A 16,372-nucleotide genomic window follows, 5' to 3' on the forward strand; every position below is an offset into this window, starting at 1 on the left:
AGGAGAGTGAAGGCGATGAATGAACTCATCAAACAATTAATAGAGCAGGCGGTCCGTCAACGGTTGATTGAACCGGAAGACACGGTATATGCCCGAAACCGGCTTTTAACCTTGCTCGGGGAAGCTGCATATGTGGATCCGGGAACAGTCGGCACGCGTCCGATTCCTGATCTTTTGGACGAGATGATTGAACACCAGATCACGGCCGGAAAGCTGGCACCGCGTCTCGACGAAAAAGAACGGCTGGCGGCAGAATTGATGGATGTGTTCGTCGATCGCCCGTCTCAGATTACTTCGACTTTCCGTCAGTTGTACGCTGAAAATCCGCAACAGGCGACTGACTATTTTTATCAGCTTAGTCAAGCGAATAATTACATCCAGACGAAACGCATCGCCAAAAACATCCAGTATCAAGCGGACACGGTCTATGGTGAAATCGACATTACGATCAACCTGTCGAAACCGGAAAAAGATCCCCGTGAAATCGCGGCAGCACAAACGGAGGTCGTCGAATCGACCTATCCGACCTGTCTCTTGTGTGTCGAAAACGTCGGATATGCCGGACGGAGTAATCATCCGGCCCGTGCCAATCACCGGATTGTGCCGCTGTCACTCAGCGGTGAACCTTGGGCATTACAATATTCACCGTACGTCTATTACAACGAACACAGTATCATCTTGTCGCAGGAGCACCGGGACATGGTCATTAACCGTCAAGCATTTACGCGGTTGCTTGAATTCGTCGCCCAGTTCCCGCATTATTTTGCCGGATCCAATGCAGACCTGCCGATCGTCGGTGGATCGATTTTGACGCATGATCATTATCAGGGCGGACGGTATGAATTTGCGATGGATCGGGCGAAGACGCTCCAAGAGTTCGTCTTACCGGATCATCCGGATGTGGCCGGTGAAACATTACACTGGCCGTTGACGGTCGTTCGGTTGAGCAGCATCGATGCTGACGCATTACTCGATGCGGCGGACGACGTCTACCGGACGTGGCTGACGTACGAAGATGCCGATCATCAGATTCTCGCGGCAACAAATGGTGTCCGTCACAACACGGTGACACCGATTGCCCGGATGCGAGGCGAACGGTTTGAACTGGATCTCGTCTTACGAAACAACCGGACATCGACGGATCATCCGGACGGAATCTTCCATACCCATGCCGATATTCACCATATCAAACGCGAAAACATCGGTTTGATTGAAGTGATGGGACTCGCCGTTTTACCGGCCCGTCTTTTAGGTGAACTCGAGGAAGTCGAACAATTTGTGACAGGAACAGCCGCTTTGACGGCTCCTTCCCACCAAACATGGGCAACCGAATTAAAAGCAGCATACAACGGACAAGATGTGACGGAGTATGTCCGCCAAGCGGTCGCGGCCAAATTTGTCCGTGGTCTTGAAGACTGTGGTGTCTTTAAACAAACGCCGGGCGGGCAGGCGGGACTTGACCGCTTCCTTGAAACGGTCAGCCGCCAAGTGGCAGGTGATCGACGATGACGAAGCAGACACAATTAATTCAGGAAACGGATCTCATTCGTCATACGCTGACGCAACCGGGAATCGAAGTCGAGATTTGGAATTATGGCGGCATCATCAACGATATCCGTGTTGCGGATCGGGACGGCCGGATCGAGAGTGTCATCCTGGGTTTTGATACGTTAAAGGAATACCAGGACCATTCTCCATATTTCGGAGCCATCGTCGGCCGGGTCGCCGGGCGCATCGGACAAGCGCAAATGGAAGTGGAAGGAACCGTCTATCCGCTCGCAGTAAACGATGGAACGCATCATCTGCACGGAGGAATCAAAGGGTTTGATCAAACATTTTTTGACATCGTCGAAGCCACAACGGACCGGCTTCACCTCCGGTTGTTCAGTCCAGACGGAACGGAAGGGTACCCCGGGAACGTCACGCTCGATGCCATCTATCAGCTGGACGGTCTCGCCTTGACGCTGATGATGCACGCGACGACGGATCAGAAGACACCGTTGAATCTGACGAATCATACGTACTGGAACCTGTCCGGAAACTTGAAACGGGATATCCTTGATCATCACTTGACGATCCCGAGTAAAACGTATTTACCTGTTGGAGAAGATTTGTTGCCGACCGGTGAGTTGCGGGACGTGACGGGGACTCCCCTTGATTTTCGAACGGGACGGCAGATTCGAAGCAGTGCGGAATCCGATCATCCGGAAACGGTAGCCGCGGGACATGGATATGATCATCCGTTTCTCTTATCGGGACAGCCGATTCGCTTGGAAGACATGTCAAATGGCCGTTATGTAGAAGTGACGACGAATCAACCGGTCGTCATCCTCTATACGGGGACGCAACTCGAGACGGATTATGAGATCCGCGGTGTCGGTGCTCGTCCTTCGCTCGGTCTGTGTCTCGAAACGCAAGTTCATCCGAATGCGGTGAACGAACCAAACTTCCCGGACATTTTGGTTGAACCGGACCAGACGTACCACTGGGAAACGACGTACCGGTTTGGTGTAAATTCGGTATAAAAAAAGAGAACGGATTCGATTGATGTCGAGTTCGTTCTCTTTTGCTATGTTAGTGCGGTTGAGAAGAGGAAGTCTGTTCGATCGCGAGCAGTTGTCGTTTCATGTTCAGACCACCCCAATAGCCCGTCAGATCCCCTTTTTTTCCGATGATTCGATGACAGGGGACGACGATCAGGACACGATTTTTACTGATGGCGGTTCCGACGGCGCGTGTCGCACCCGGTCGATAAATCCGTTGGGCGATATCTGAATAAGTCACCGTCACACCGTATGGAATATGGCATAAGGCCTGCCAGACTTCCAACTGAAAGGGCGTGCCGATCAAATGAAGCGGGAGAGAAAACCGGGTGCGTGTTCCGTCTAAGTATTCGATGAGTTGTTCCTGGTACGGTTGCATGATCTGCGGATGCTCAATCAGTTCGGCCCGGGGTAACTGTTTTCGGGCCCAGTCGCTAAATAAGTCCCGGGGTTCGTTCAATGCCCCGACATAACACAGGCCATCCGTTGTTGCCGCGATTGGAAACGATGTTTCGTTCCAGCGTAACGTCGTGAAGTATAAGTCCATCATCGTACCTCCTTCAACCAAAAGATTCGCGCAAGAAACCGGTCCCCGCCCTCTTCTCCAAAAGAGGGCGGGGACCGGTTTTAGGATTACGACTTCGTTAAGACATCTTGTTGGCGGGGCGACAGGTGAATTGCGTGTCCGATTAACGATTCGACGGCTTCTGTCCAGGCTTCGCTCCGGCTCGGATGCGGCATGATTGGGAAGCGGACATCTTCTTCCTTGGCAGCCATCTCAAGAGCTTGTGCAAACGTTCCGGCGAGATCGACGGCGCCTTCGCCCATCATATGAACGCCTAAAAGGAGATTCGTCGTCGCATCGGAGATGACCTTGATGAAACCACTTCCGGCTTCGATCATCGTTGTTCCATTGGCATTAAGGGCAAATTGGCCGGTCCGGATCGAATGACCGGCGTCCGTTGCCGCCTGTTCCGTCAAGCCGATGGAGACGATTGGCGGAAGAGACCGGATGATGGTCGGGTAATAGGGTACCGTCGCATCGGCCAGTTGTCCGGATAAATGTTCGGCCGTCCGTTTCGCTTCATGGATGGCGCGTGTCGCAATCGCAGGACCAGGTGTTACATCTCCGATGGCATAAATATGCGGACGGTTTGTCTGTCCGAATGGATCGACGGGAATCGTTCCGTCTTCTGCTACCGTCACACCAATCCGCTCGAGTCCGAGTTCCAACGTGTGCGGAACGCGAGGCAACGATTGAAACAAAAAAGGAGCGGACCAGGTCGTCTCCTGTCCCTGTTTGACGACCGTAACGGTCACTGCCTCTTCTGCTTCGATGGCTGTGACGGTCCCAGAGACAAGTTGAATCTTTTGTTTTTTTAAGAGGCGTCGGAGTTCTTTGTTTATACTCGAATCCAACTGGAAGTCGTCGGCAATCAACGTGACCGACGTACCAAGAGCTTGAAAACTCATTGCGGCTTCGACAGCGATATAGTCTTGTCCGATGATGACGAGACGTTCAGGTAATTCGGTCAGTTGGTATAACTGTTCGGCATTTAAGATAGAGGGAGAATCTTGTTCGATGCTGTGGCTTCCGGTCGCAATCACGACGTCGGTAAACCGGTACGTATCAAACTGATGCCCCAGCTCGACCCCAATCCGGTCGTCTGCTAAAAATGAAGCGGTTCCGTGCAAGATTTCAATCGCGTTTGCCTGACAGAGCGCTTCGACTCCCGTTCGTAATTGACGGATGGTCCGTTCCCGGTACTCGACCAATTGACTGAAATCGTGGGTCGGGTTGAAAGAAAAACCGAGAGCAGACATGTGATTCATCTGTTGTTTGATATCTGCGGCATGAGCGACGACCTTGGACGGGATACATCCTTTGTTCAAGCAAAGTCCACCAAGCTGTGCCTGCTCAATCAAGGTGACATTGCGGCCCAGTTGACTGGCACGGATGGCAGCGGTGTAACCGGCCGGACCACCACCAAGAATCACTAAATCACGTTCTTGTGTCAGTTCACCTACGACCATTTAAATCAGCTCCATTAATAAAGTAGTGGGGTGTTCGATTAAGCCGGCGAACCGGTTCGTAAAAGCAACGGCCGTCGCGCCGTCAGCGACACGGTGATCAAAGGACATCGATAGATTCATCATCGAGCGGATGACGATCTGATCGTGATCATCGACGCAGACCCGTTTTTTTGTTTTGTGGAAGGCAATTAAAGCCGTTTCCGGGTAATTGATGATCGGGGTCGCTCCTGTACTTCCGAGGGGACCGACATTACTCATCGTAAAGGTGCTTGGTTTCAGATCGGCAGCTCGCAAGTCTCCTGTCTTGGCACGGGCGGACAGTTCCGCGACACGCGTGTGCAACTGTTGCATCGTCAGCTTGTCTGCGTCACGAACGACCGGGACAATCAGTCCGTCCGCCGTCTCGGTTGCGACACCGATATGATACTGTTGCTCGAGGATGATCTGTTCGTTGGCTTCATCGAGTTTTGCGTTAAACACCGGGAAGTCCTGGAGTGCGACAATCAAGGCTTTGATGAAAAAGGCGTTGACGCTGATCGGTTTACCGGCCGCCTTTAATTCTTCGCGCAAGGCGAGCAGGCGGGTCATATCCACTTCTTCAAAATGCGTGACGTGCGGAATCGTAAAGAGGGACTGTGTCATTTTTTTCGCAATCTGTTTCCGGATGCCGCGGAACGGAATCGTTTCGAACGGTTTAGCAGAAGGGGTACTTGTTTGTTCGACGACATCTGCCTTCTCGACAGAAGCAGTTATATCGAGGAACCGCCGGACATCCTCCTCCGTCACGCGACCGGATGGATCGGAAGGTGGAACTTGTTCCAAATCAATCCCGTGTTCGCGCGCGATTTTACGCGTGTAGGGGGTAGCCAAGACACGCCGACTACTCGATGGAACAGCCGGTGTTAGGACAGACGGCCGGACTTTGATTTGTTCCGTCGTCTGCCGGATCGGTTGTTCCGCAGTTACGGCCGTTTCTGTTTCAAGGGCTTCAATCAATAATAGGACCGTACCGACCGAGACGGTTTGACCAACAGGGATGATGAGGTCCGTAACGACACCGGAAACCGGTGCCGGTAATTCAGCGACCATTTTATCGGTCGACACTTCGACGACAGGCTGATCAATTGTGACACGATCCCCGACCCGGACCAGATAGTTCGCAATTTCACCTTCCGTCATCCCTTCACCGACGTCATGCAACTTTACTTCAATCATCACGTTCACTCCTTAAAAATCGACCGTACGCTGGATCGCTTCAAGTACACGCGTCGGCGTCGGGATGTAATGGTCCTCGAGGGCGAATAATGGAACGGGCACGTCGAACCCGGTGACACGGGCTACCGGGGCACGTAAATATAAGAACGAGGTATCGTTGATCAGCGCAAGCAAATCGTTGCCAAGCCCCCCCATAGCTTGTGCTTCGTGGATGATGACAGCCCGTCCGGTTTTTTGAACGGAGGCCGCAATCGTTTCACGATCAAGCGGATAGAGCGTCCGCAAATCAATCACTTCACAGGAAATACCACGGGTCGCAGCTTCCGTTGCGGCTTTTTGTGCGACTTGGACCATCGCTCCCCAAGCAATCAGTGTCACGTCCTGACCTTCGGTGACACATTTCGCTTTCCCGATTTCAACCGTATAGGCTTCACTCGGAACCGGCTCCTTAAAGGCCCGGTAGCTCCGCATCGACTCGAGGAATAAGACCGGATCCGGATCTTCAATGGCCGCAATCAATAAACCTTTCGCATCATACGGAGTGGAGGGACAGACGACTTTTAAGCCCGGCATCGAAGTGAAAAGGGCTTCCGTGCTGTCGGAATGAATCTCCGGCGCCCGAATACCGGCACCATAAGGGGCCCGGATGACCATCGGCACGCCGTAACGTCCCATCGTCCGCATCCGGATTCGCGAGACGTGGGTCATGATTTGTTCGTAAGCAGGATAGATGAAGCCGAGAAATTGGATTTCGACAATCGGCTTAAACCCGTTGACCGCGAGACCGATTGACGTTCCGACGATTCCTGCTTCGCTCAGCGGCGTATCGATGATCCGGTCCTCCCCGAACTCTTCCTGCAGACCGTCCGTCGCCCGGAAGACACCGCCGTTTTTCCCGACATCTTCACCTAGTACAAGCGTCGTCTCATCGTCCGTCAGTTTTGTCCGTAAGGCATCGGTAACAGCCTGGACGAGCGTCATCTCCGTTTGTCGATTGATTGGTGTCGCCATATCAATTCCCCCTTGCGGTCAGATAATCTGTTTTTTGACGGACTAAATCGTCCGGTAATGTTGCGTACGTATGATCGAACAAATCGTTGACGTCAGGCGGCGGGAAAGCTTCCATCGTTTTGACGGCGGCTTCGACCTCTTCTTGATGCCGCGTCCGGATGGCTTCGATTTCCTGTTCATCGTAGAAACCTTGTTCTTTCATGAAACCTTCCAAGCGGGTGAGGGGATCGATTCGGTCCCGGGAACGGTCCTGATCCCGGTATTTCGACGGATCATCCGCCGTCGTATGGGCACCGAATCGCCACGTGACCGCTTCAATCAAGGTTGGTCCGCCACCGGAGCGTGCCCGTTCCAGTGCAGTCTGCATCGTGAAATAAACGGCGAAGACATCATTGCCGTCAATCCGGACGCTCGGCATCCCGTAAGCCAAAGCCTTTTGGGCAATCGTTTCCGAATGCATCTGTTTTTGAATCGGGACGGAAATCGCATACCCGTTGTTTTGATTAAACAGGATGACCGGAGCCTGGAAGACGCTGGCGAAGTTCATGCCCTCGTGGAAATCACCTTCCGATGTGGCCCCGTCCCCAAAGTAAGCGACGGCGACCTGGGTTGATCCTTTTCGTTTTTCTGCCCAGGCCGCACCGACCGCATGCGGGATTTGTGTGGCAATCGGAACAGCGGGCGGGAAGATATGCAACTCATCCGTCGGGACACAGCCTTCGACACGTCCGTTCCAATACAAAAATGTCCGGACCATGTCGGCGCCGAACGTCAGCGTCGCTCCGTGATCCCGGTACGTCGGGAAGACCCAGTCCTTGTCCTGCAGCGCATACGCACTGCCGACCTGTGCCGCTTCCTGTCCTTCGAACGGCGCATAGGTCCCGAGCCGTCCTTGACGCTGCAGATTGATGGCTTTCCGGTCGAATGTCCGGATCCGGTTCATATGTGTGAAGAGTGCGAGACTCAAGTCTTTTGTCAGCAAATCAGTTTTAGATGTATCAAGGACGTGTCCTGCATCATCAAGTATCCGGTAAATCGGAAATTCGGTTTCCATTCGTGTCACCTCCATTTAGTCGTTCCGGATGTTCCATTTCGGTTTGATCGTATTCGTAAAAATGTTGTTATGGCGTGAGCGGATTTGAATCCGTTTGTTGCACATCCGATTGGCTGCTTCGAGTGTCGTGATCGATTCCGCATGAGACTCGTGGAATACTTCGAGGACCGCATCATAAATATGTTTGGTTTTTAACAGGACACGTTCATGGTTCGCCCCGTATAGTTCGTCGGCAACCTGAATCAGACCGCCGCCGTTGACGATATAATCGGGTGCATATAAAATACCGCGTTGCTGTAATTCGAGCGCAAGGGCATCATCGGCAAGTTGATTGTTGGCCGATCCACAGATTGCCTTACACTGGAGCTGTCCGATGTTCGCTGCTTGGATGACACCGCCATAAGCACAAGGCACAAAGATGTCGGCATCCGTCAGGTGAATTTCATGAGCGGCAATGACACGAACCGTTCCGGGTGTTTTTTCCGCTTGCTCGACGAGAGCAGCGAGAACGGATTCGCTCAAATCGGACACGTACAGGTTAGCACCGGCAGACAATAACTGTTCCGCAACTTTATAGCCGACCTTTCCGAGTCCTTGGACAGCGTAACTGGCCCGGCTTAAATCATCGGATCCGTATAACGTTTCGACCGTTGCCCGTAAGCCGTAAATGACGCCTTCCGCTGTTGGAATCGATGAATCGCCGCTGCCGCCGAAAGCTTCCGGAATCCCTACGATCCGTGACGTTTCCCGGCTGGCATGGACGAAATCGTCCATCGTCGTGCCCATATCCGTTCCGGTGTAGAAACGTCCGCCGAGTGAATCGACGAATCGTCCGAAGGCACGGAACAATTCGGGTGTTTTGTCCGTCGCCGGATTACCGATGATGACGGCTTTCCCGCCGCCGAAATCGACGTCAGCTGCTGCACATTTATACGTCATGCCACGCGACAGCCGCAAGACATCATCGAGTGCTTCGTCGACGGTCGAATACGGTGCCATCCGGCAACCACCGAGGGCGGGTCCGAGTGTCGTATCGTGAATGGCAATGATCGCCTGCAGACCGGACACAGGATCGTTACAAAAAACGACCTGTTCGTGACCGGAAATCTTCTCCATGATGGATGGTGATGGATCCGTGGATGGGTTCAACATATTCATAGTAAACATCCTCCTGACTTTAGTAAGCGCTTTCATTTTGCTCTTTAAAAAACACGCGGCGTCAACTTTTCCTGTATCAGCTGCTTATTTAAAATGATTTGTTTGACTTCCCCAAGACCGATGACACGATCACCTTGTCTGACTTCGACTTTGGCTACTACACGGCGGGATGTGAGCTCGCTGACAGTGGCTTCGATGCGGATATTGGATCCGAGTGTCGCCATTCCTAAATGCTTCAAGGAAACAGCACCACCGACTCCTTCTTCCTGTTCTTCCAGGTAGGGGAGGATGAGTTTTCGAGCGGCCCATTCCATATGATAGACCATCGAGACGGTGGAGTAAGCCGGGTGGACGACCACACCTTCGAACTGAGCGAACATTTCTTCTGTGACAATCGCCTCGATGACAGCAGAGTCGCCGAGCGACAAACCGTTTTTCATATCGTTTCCCCCTTGCCTGTGACCACAGCTGGTCTTACCAAAAATAGTATAACACTTGTCACACGATATTTTATCAATCAGTTACGAAATGAGCAAACATTTTCAGGAATATTTTCCAAAAAGAAATATCATTTTTAGTGTTTCTCTATAGGAAAGGTCTTTATTCAGACTTTTAATTGAAAAAAAGACCGGAATCAAGAAAGTTGGGAGCTTTTAACAAAATGAAGGATTGACAACATTGTGAACGTATCGTAGTTTAATGGTATAACCGTTTTAAAACGGACGTTTATTTATTGTGTTATATAGACGCGAGAAGGGGTGCCACTTGTATAACGAAATCCTGGAAACGATGGAAGCGGAAGAACGATCCCGCTTACAGCTTGCAAGTTTACGTGAGACCGTTCGTCATGTGATGGAACATGTCCCGTTTTATCAAACCCGCTTCATGGAACGGGGACTTAATCCGGAGGAATTCCAAACGATGGCGGATATTCAAAAGTTACCGTTCACATACAAAAGTGATTTGCGGGAACAGTATCCGTTTGGCTTATTTGCGGTTCCGCCTCAGGAAACGGTCCGGATCCATGCTTCATCCGGAACAAGTGGAAAACCGACCGTCGTTGGTTATACACAAAGCGATTTGGATGATTGGTCGAAAGCTGTCGCACGTGGTCTGGTCGCCATCGGTGCTGAAAAAACCGACTTGTTGCACAATGCTTACGGATACGGTTTATTCACCGGCGGACTCGGTCTGCACAGCGGAGCCGAACAACTCGGGATGACGATTGTTCCCGTGTCCGGCGGTAATACCGACCGGCAAATCACGTTGATTGAAGATTTCCAGCCCCGTGGAATTTGCGGAACACCGTCTTATATGTTGCATCTTGCGGAACGGATGGAAGAAAAGGGGTTTAATCCGAAAGCGAGCAGCCTCCGGTACGGGATTTTTGGAGCCGAGCCATGGTCGGAAGAACTGCGGAAGACCCTCGAAAACAAGTGGGGGATCCGGGCTTTTGATATCTACGGTCTCAGCGAAATCATGGGACCGGGTGTCGCAATGGAGTGTCAGGAACAAAACGGATTGCATCTGATGGATGATTTGTTTATCACGGAAGTCATTGATCCCGCAACGGGCGAACCGCTACCAGAAGGAATGGTCGGGGAACTCGTTTTTACAAGTTTGAAAAAGAAAGCGCTTCCAATAATTCGGTATCGTACCGGAGACTTGGCATCCGTCACGACAAAAATGTGCGGCTGTGGTCGGACGACGACCCGGATGTCGCGGGTCAAAGGGCGGACGGATGACATGATGATCATCCGTGGCGTCAACGTCTTTCCGTCCGAAATTGAACGGGTCTTATTACAGCAACCGGGTGTCACACCCCATTATCAAATTCACCGGATTCAACGGGCCGGGCTTGAAGCGCTGGAACTGCACATCGAACTCGAAGCCGGGACAGTTGCTGAAGAACTGAAACGGGTCATCTGTCATGCCATGAAAACCGAATGTCTGATCTCGGTGGATCTGATTTGTCACCCGCCATACGGTCTTCCGCGCTCTGAAGGGAAGGCTGTCCGGATCATCGACCGTCGCGCAATGTCCGAGAAGAAGTTTGTTTAAGCAGAGGAGGAACTGAAATGTACGATGCGACGCATCTTTTTGAACCAACGGTCATGACTGAAGAAGAAAAATTGGAACGGTTTAAAGAACGAATCGAAAACGGGGAAAAAATCGAAGCGGACGACTGGATGCCTGATTTCTACCGCGACACGCTGATCAAGCTGATTTCCATGCACGGCATCAGTGAAATCATGGGGGCTTTACCGGAAAAGGAATGGGTGCCAAAAGCTCCGTCGTTACGCCGGAAGCTCGGCATCATGGCAAAAGTCCAGGATGAGATGGGGCACGGTCAACTCCTGCTTCGGGTCGTCGAGGATTTGATGAAGCCGTACGGAAAAACGCGGGCCGACTTGATGGACGATTTATTTACGGGAAGCCTCAAATTCCACAACGTCTTCCACATGCCGACGCGTTCGTGGGCAGATGCCGGAACAATCGGCTGGCTCGTCGATGGAGCAGCCATCATTACTCAGACGAACATGCTCGGGGCTTCCTACGGCCCTTATGCGCGGGCGTTGCAACGGATTTGTGCGGAGGAAGTGTTCCATGCTCAGCACGGCGAATCCATCATCATGGCACTGGCGGAAGGGACACCGGAACAAAAAGCGATGATTCAGGAATCACTGGATGAATGGTGGGAATCCCTCTTGATGTTCTTCGGTCCGGCGTCGAAAGAGACGACCGGTACGTCCAAACAGGACGTGACGATTGCCTACAAAATCCGGACGAAAACGAACGAAGAGTTGCGTCAAAATTTCTTTACGAAATACGTTCCCCGGATCCGTTCGCTCGGACTCGTCATTCCGGATCCGACATTACGATTCGACGAGGAGACAGGACAGTGGATTTACGCCCAGCCGGACTGGACGGAATTCAAGAAAATCATTCAAGGTGGCGGCCCCCGTTCGAAGGAACGGCTCGCCTTACGTCAAACTTCGTATCAAAACAATGCGTGGGTACGCGAGGCACTTGCTGAGACGATCGGCTGAAGGAGGAGAGACCATGACGGAAACGTTTTATCAGGAGTTCGAGATTTTCAGTAAACGGACGCCGAATGCCGCTTTTACGCATCAGTTCAGTTTACTGGCACCGAATAAAGAGATGGCCCTGTTGATGGCGCAGGAAAACTTCATGCGCCGGGAGCCGGTCGTCGACATCTGGGTCGTCAAACGGGAAGATATCCGGGGAATGACTCCGGATGAAAAGCTGATGCTGCAACGGCTGGATAACAAAGATTACCGGACGACGAAAGGGTACGGCTACCTGAAGAAAAAATGGCGTCATTATGAACAACAGATGCTCGACGAAAAAGAAATCATGTCCTGGCAAGGAGGCGATTCCAAATGACGGAAGCAGAACGTTTGGCCTTGGGCTCACTGCTCTATCAATTAGCAGATGATGACTTTTTATATGCCTACCGCGGATCGGAATGGTTGGGACTCGCCCCGCATATCGAAGAAGATGTCGCGTCGTCCTCGATTGCTCAGGATTCGATGGGGCATGCGGCCATGTACTACCAACTGCTCGAAGAAATCGGCGAAGGAAAGGCTGATGCACTCGCTCATGTGCGGCTTGCGCATGAACGGAAAAACTCGGTCCTCGTCGAACGGGTCAACGGACCGGGATATTATATGGAGAATCCGGAATATGACTGGGCGTATGCCGTCGTGCGCAACTATTGTTATACGCTTGCGAAAAAGGTACGGATTGACTCGTTGAAAAAAAGCAGTTATGCGCCGCTCGCAGCACTCGCCGTCAAGGTCAACATGGAGTTGTACTATCATTTGTTGCACTGGCAAACGTGGTTCACCCAGCTGTATCAATCAACAGAAACAGCCCGTCAGAAGATGGATGCGGCTCTTGAACGGGTACTGGCTGACTTCGGTGACCTGTTTGATTACGGGGAAGCAGCGGAAATGATTGACGAGATGCGCCTGATTGAGGGGAAGGGGATTTTACTGGATCGTTGGTATCAGGCACTGACACCGGTCCTCGTCGATCTGAACGTCACGTTGCCGGAAATGAACATGACCTACAACGGACGAAACGGTGAACATTCTTCTGATTTGAACGATGCCTTATCGACGCTCGGGGAAGTCTATCTGCTCGATCAGTCAGCGGTATGGTGAAGGAGGAACGGCAGATGACGACAAGACTAGAACAGGACATCCGGGAAGCCCTGGATACAGTTAAAGATCCGGAAATCGATGCGGTAAGTATTCTCGATCTCGGAATGGTCGAAGCGACGGAATGGACGGAGACACCGTTCGGATACGATATCCGGATTACGCTTCTCCCGACATTTTTAGGATGTCCGGCGCTTGATATCATCCAAAAAAACACCGAATCCGCTTTGTTACAAGTGCCCCAGGTCAATACGGTCGATGTCGTTTTCCTGTTTGATCCGCCGTGGACCTCGGACCGGATTACAGAACAAGGAATTACCGGTCTGAAGTCCTTTGGAATCGCCCCGCCGCGGGTCGTCGACGGAAAGTGGGAAATCGACTGCCCGTACTGCGGATCGACGTTCGTCTCGATTGAAAATCTGTTTGGTCCGACGGCTTGCCGGAGTATTTTATATTGTAAATCATGCAAAAATCCATTCGAGGCGATGAAACCCGTCTCTACTCTCATGTGAAGGAAGGTAATCATTATGGTAAAACTAATCGCGCTTTATACACATCCGGAGAACAAGGAACAGTTTGACGAGCATTATTTCAATGTCCACGGTCCACTGACGGCGAAGATTCCCGGTCTGCAGCAGATGACGGTCACGAAGATCGTCGGTTCACCAATGGGCGGAGACGGTAAATATTATCTGATGTGCGAAATGGTCTACGAAAACCATGAAACGATGAAAGCCGGCATGCGTTCGCTTGAAGGAAAAGCGTCCGGTAAAGATTTGATGGGCTTTGCGGGAGATCTTGTGACGCTGATGATTGGTGAAGAAGTCCATGCTGACGCCACAGTACGTTAAGACAAGTATCGAGGGGCGAATCGGCCGGATTCGACTGAATCGCCCGGAACGTTACAATGCCTTGAACCGGACGATGATCCGGGAAATCGTCGAAGCGATGGAACAGTTTGATCAGGACGAAGCGATTACAGTCATTGTCCTGAACGGGGAAGGAAAATCCTTTTCAGCCGGAGCCGATATCGAGGAGATGGTCGACGCAACGCCGATTTCGATGGAATTACTCGATCCGTTTGCCGATTGGGACCGGATCAGCCGGTTGCATAAGCCGCTGATTGCTGCGGTTCATGGATTTGTGCTCGGCGGCGGGTTTGAACTGGCACTGGCCTGTGATTTGATTTATGCGACACCGGAGACTCAGTTCGGTTTCCCGGAAGTCGGACTCGGTGTCATGCCGGGCGCCGGCGGGACGCAACGCCTGACGAAACGGATCGGCCGGACCCGGGCCCTTGAATGGTTATGGACGGGAGACCGGATGCTGGCATCGGAAGCAGAATGTCTTGGAATCATCAACCGGATTGTGGAAGCGGATCAACTCGAAGCAAGTGTTTTGGCCGTTGCCGGACGGATTGCGGCACAACCGGTGATGTCCGTGCGACTGATCAAAGATGCAGTCGGTAAGGCAGGCGACCTGTCGTTGCAGGACGGCATGGATCATGAAAGAAGAAATTTCTACTTACTATTCGGGACGAATGATCAGACGGAAGGGATGCAAGCCTTTCTTGACAAACGTCAACCGACATTCAAAGGAAACTAAGGGGAGTGGGAGCTATGTCAACGGTACATGAAAAAACAATCGAGATGAAACGTTCCGTCTATCATCTGGTCATCAACGGCGAGCAAGTCGAAGGGACATCAGGGGAGACCTTCAAGACCTATAATCCGGCAACCGGCGAAGTCATCGCCGAAGTCGCAAAAGCTTCAAAAGAAGATGCCGATCGTGCGGTACAGGCGGCACGGGAAGCGTTTGATCACGGGAAGTGGAAAATGTGGCCGGTCGGCCGCCGGTCGCAAGTCCTGAACAAAATTGCCGGGATCATGCGTTCACGTTTCAATGAACTGGTGGAACTTGAGATTCTCGATACCGGAAAATCCCTCGCGGCAGCGCAAGGGCAAATCACGCAAGCGATTGAAGACTTTGAATTTTATGCCGGAGCCATCGTCGGTCACCGTGGTGCCGTCAATAACGTGCCGGGGCAATTCCATAACTACACGGAAAAAGAACCGGTCGGTGTCTGTGCCCAAATCATTCCATGGAACTATCCATTGATGATGGCGGCCTGGAAAGTCGCACCGGCGATTGCGGTCGGCTGTTCGGTTGTCGTCAAACCGGCGACGCTGACACCGTTGACAGCTATCATCCTCGGCGAGATTTGTCTCGAAGCCGGTGTACCGGCAGGTGTCGTCAACGTCATTCCGGGGTCGGGTCGCGAAATCGGCAACCACTTGGTGGAACACCCGAATGTCGATAAAGTCGCCTTTACCGGTTCGACACCGGTTGGAAAAGATATCATGGGCCGGGCGTCGGAAAGCTTAAAACGCGTCACGTTGGAGCTCGGCGGTAAATCACCGAACCTCGTGTTTGAGGATGCTGACATCACGGCAGCCGTCGACGGGTCACTGTTTGGCATCTTCTACAACAGCGGGCAGTCGTGCGAAGCACGGTCGCGCCTGTATGTCCATGAAGACATTTACGATACGTTCATGGAACAATTCGTCGCCAAAACAAAACAACTGGTGCTCGGTAATCCGTTTGATAAAGGGACACATGTCGGGGCAATCATCGATCAACAACAGCTTGATGTCATCGACGGTTATGTCCAGTCGGCAAAAGCGGACGGAGCTACGATCTTGACGGGAGGTCAAATCGAGAAAGTGGCTGGTTTTGAAGAAGGTTTCTGGTATGCACCGACAATCATTGCCGATGTCACACACGAGATGAAAGTTGTCCAGGAAGAAATCTTTGGACCGGTCGTCGTCGTGATGAAGTTCAAGGATGAAAAAGAAGCCGTTCGTCTGGCAAACGACACGGAGTTCGGACTTGGGTCGGCAATTTGGACAAAAGACGGAGCACGCGCGACGCGGATTGCGAATCAAATCAAAGCTGGTATCGTCATGATCAACTGTCCGTTCTCAGCCTTCCCGGGCACACCATTCGGCGGCTACAAACAATCTGGTTTCGGGCGCGAACTCTGCATCGAGACACTTGATTTATATACGGAAACGAAAAGTATCCTGTCGTATTACGGCAGTCGTCCACTTAATCCGTTCGGACTGTAAAAACCAAGCGTGCGGACGTTCGTCCGCACGTTTTTTAAAGGA

General features: G+C 52.0%; 17 protein-coding genes. 10 read left to right on the forward strand and 7 right to left on the reverse strand.

Annotated elements, in window-relative coordinates:
- Nucleotides 1-15: 15 nt before the first annotated feature.
- Entirely contained in the window at nucleotides 16-1,509 is a 1,494-nt protein-coding gene (locus KNP93_RS12755; RefSeq protein WP_214855603.1) for a UDP-glucose--hexose-1-phosphate uridylyltransferase, read from the forward strand.
- A complete protein-coding gene (locus KNP93_RS12760; protein WP_214855606.1) occupies nucleotides 1,506-2,525 on the forward strand; it encodes an aldose epimerase family protein in 1,020 nt (339 codons plus the stop codon). Before KNP93_RS12755 ends, KNP93_RS12760 begins: the two co-directional genes overlap by 4 nt.
- Before the next feature lie 49 nt (nucleotides 2,526-2,574).
- Here KNP93_RS12760 and KNP93_RS12765 read toward each other — a convergent pair whose 3' ends face one another.
- From KNP93_RS12765 to KNP93_RS12795, 7 genes are all read right to left on the reverse strand, one after another.
- Complete coding sequence (locus tag KNP93_RS12765) at nucleotides 2,575-3,090, reverse strand: methylated-DNA--[protein]-cysteine S-methyltransferase (RefSeq protein WP_188005113.1); 516 nt, start codon at nucleotides 3,088-3,090, stop codon at nucleotides 2,575-2,577.
- Nucleotides 3,091-3,176: 86 nt separating this feature from the next.
- Nucleotides 3,177-4,577 (reverse strand): dihydrolipoyl dehydrogenase family protein, encoded by a 1,401-nt coding sequence (locus KNP93_RS12770; protein ID WP_214855608.1) that lies wholly within the window; start codon nucleotides 4,575-4,577, stop codon nucleotides 3,177-3,179.
- Nucleotides 4,578-5,792, reverse strand: coding sequence for a dihydrolipoamide acetyltransferase family protein (locus KNP93_RS12775; protein ID WP_214855610.1), 1,215 nt, complete (start codon nucleotides 5,790-5,792; stop codon nucleotides 4,578-4,580). It lies immediately after the preceding gene.
- A 12-nt stretch (nucleotides 5,793-5,804) separates the two neighbouring features.
- A complete protein-coding gene (locus tag KNP93_RS12780; protein WP_131503385.1) occupies nucleotides 5,805-6,803 on the reverse strand; it encodes an alpha-ketoacid dehydrogenase subunit beta in 999 nt (332 codons plus the stop codon).
- A 1-nt stretch (nucleotide 6,804) separates the two neighbouring features.
- Nucleotides 6,805-7,857 (reverse strand): pyruvate dehydrogenase (acetyl-transferring) E1 component subunit alpha, encoded by a 1,053-nt coding sequence (gene pdhA, locus KNP93_RS12785; RefSeq protein ID WP_214855611.1) that lies wholly within the window; start codon nucleotides 7,855-7,857, stop codon nucleotides 6,805-6,807.
- 15 nt (nucleotides 7,858-7,872) lie between these two features.
- Complete coding sequence (locus KNP93_RS12790) at nucleotides 7,873-9,015, reverse strand: Glu/Leu/Phe/Val family dehydrogenase (RefSeq protein WP_131503387.1); 1,143 nt, start codon at nucleotides 9,013-9,015, stop codon at nucleotides 7,873-7,875.
- A 44-nt stretch (nucleotides 9,016-9,059) separates the two neighbouring features.
- On the reverse strand, nucleotides 9,060-9,455 hold the full coding sequence (locus KNP93_RS12795; RefSeq protein ID WP_131503388.1) for a thioesterase family protein: 396 nt from the start codon (nucleotides 9,453-9,455) through the stop codon (nucleotides 9,060-9,062).
- Between the two features lie 325 nt (nucleotides 9,456-9,780).
- Here KNP93_RS12795 and KNP93_RS12800 point away from each other — a divergent pair, with 325 nt between their 5' ends.
- Genes KNP93_RS12800 through KNP93_RS12835 form a run of 8 tightly spaced genes read left to right on the forward strand, consistent with a single transcriptional unit; the run spans nucleotide 9,781 to nucleotide 16,330 of the window.
- Nucleotides 9,781-11,076 carry a phenylacetate--CoA ligase family protein gene (locus KNP93_RS12800; RefSeq protein ID WP_371819930.1) on the forward strand — a complete coding sequence of 432 codons (1,296 nt, stop codon included), beginning with the start codon at nucleotides 9,781-9,783 and terminating at the stop codon, nucleotides 11,074-11,076.
- A 17-nt stretch (nucleotides 11,077-11,093) separates the two neighbouring features.
- Entirely contained in the window at nucleotides 11,094-12,065 is a 972-nt protein-coding gene (paaA, locus tag KNP93_RS12805) for a 1,2-phenylacetyl-CoA epoxidase subunit PaaA (RefSeq protein WP_214855613.1), read from the forward strand.
- Between the two features lie 13 nt (nucleotides 12,066-12,078).
- Nucleotides 12,079-12,423 (forward strand): 1,2-phenylacetyl-CoA epoxidase subunit PaaB, encoded by a 345-nt coding sequence (gene paaB / locus KNP93_RS12810; RefSeq protein WP_131503389.1) that lies wholly within the window; start codon nucleotides 12,079-12,081, stop codon nucleotides 12,421-12,423.
- Complete coding sequence (paaC, locus tag KNP93_RS12815) at nucleotides 12,420-13,205, forward strand: 1,2-phenylacetyl-CoA epoxidase subunit PaaC (RefSeq protein WP_131973316.1); 786 nt, start codon at nucleotides 12,420-12,422, stop codon at nucleotides 13,203-13,205. The genes paaB and paaC overlap by 4 nt, the downstream gene beginning before the upstream one ends.
- Before the next feature lie 14 nt (nucleotides 13,206-13,219).
- Nucleotides 13,220-13,714 (forward strand): 1,2-phenylacetyl-CoA epoxidase subunit PaaD, encoded by a 495-nt coding sequence (gene paaD / locus KNP93_RS12820; RefSeq protein WP_131503391.1) that lies wholly within the window; start codon nucleotides 13,220-13,222, stop codon nucleotides 13,712-13,714.
- Between the two features lie 15 nt (nucleotides 13,715-13,729).
- Nucleotides 13,730-14,053, forward strand: coding sequence for an EthD family reductase (locus tag KNP93_RS12825; protein ID WP_131503392.1), 324 nt, complete (start codon nucleotides 13,730-13,732; stop codon nucleotides 14,051-14,053).
- Nucleotides 14,031-14,807 carry an enoyl-CoA hydratase/isomerase family protein gene (locus KNP93_RS12830; RefSeq protein WP_214855615.1) on the forward strand — a complete coding sequence of 259 codons (777 nt, stop codon included), beginning with the start codon at nucleotides 14,031-14,033 and terminating at the stop codon, nucleotides 14,805-14,807. Before KNP93_RS12825 ends, KNP93_RS12830 begins: the two co-directional genes overlap by 23 nt.
- A 14-nt stretch (nucleotides 14,808-14,821) precedes the next feature.
- Nucleotides 14,822-16,330 carry an aldehyde dehydrogenase family protein gene (locus KNP93_RS12835; protein ID WP_114597069.1) on the forward strand — a complete coding sequence of 503 codons (1,509 nt, stop codon included), beginning with the start codon at nucleotides 14,822-14,824 and terminating at the stop codon, nucleotides 16,328-16,330.
- The last annotated feature ends 42 nt before the right edge of the window (nucleotides 16,331-16,372 follow it).

Origin of the sequence: Exiguobacterium sp. s166 (assembly GCF_018618855.1) — a bacterium.
Classification (GTDB): Bacteria; Bacillota; Bacilli; order Exiguobacteriales; family Exiguobacteriaceae; genus Exiguobacterium_A.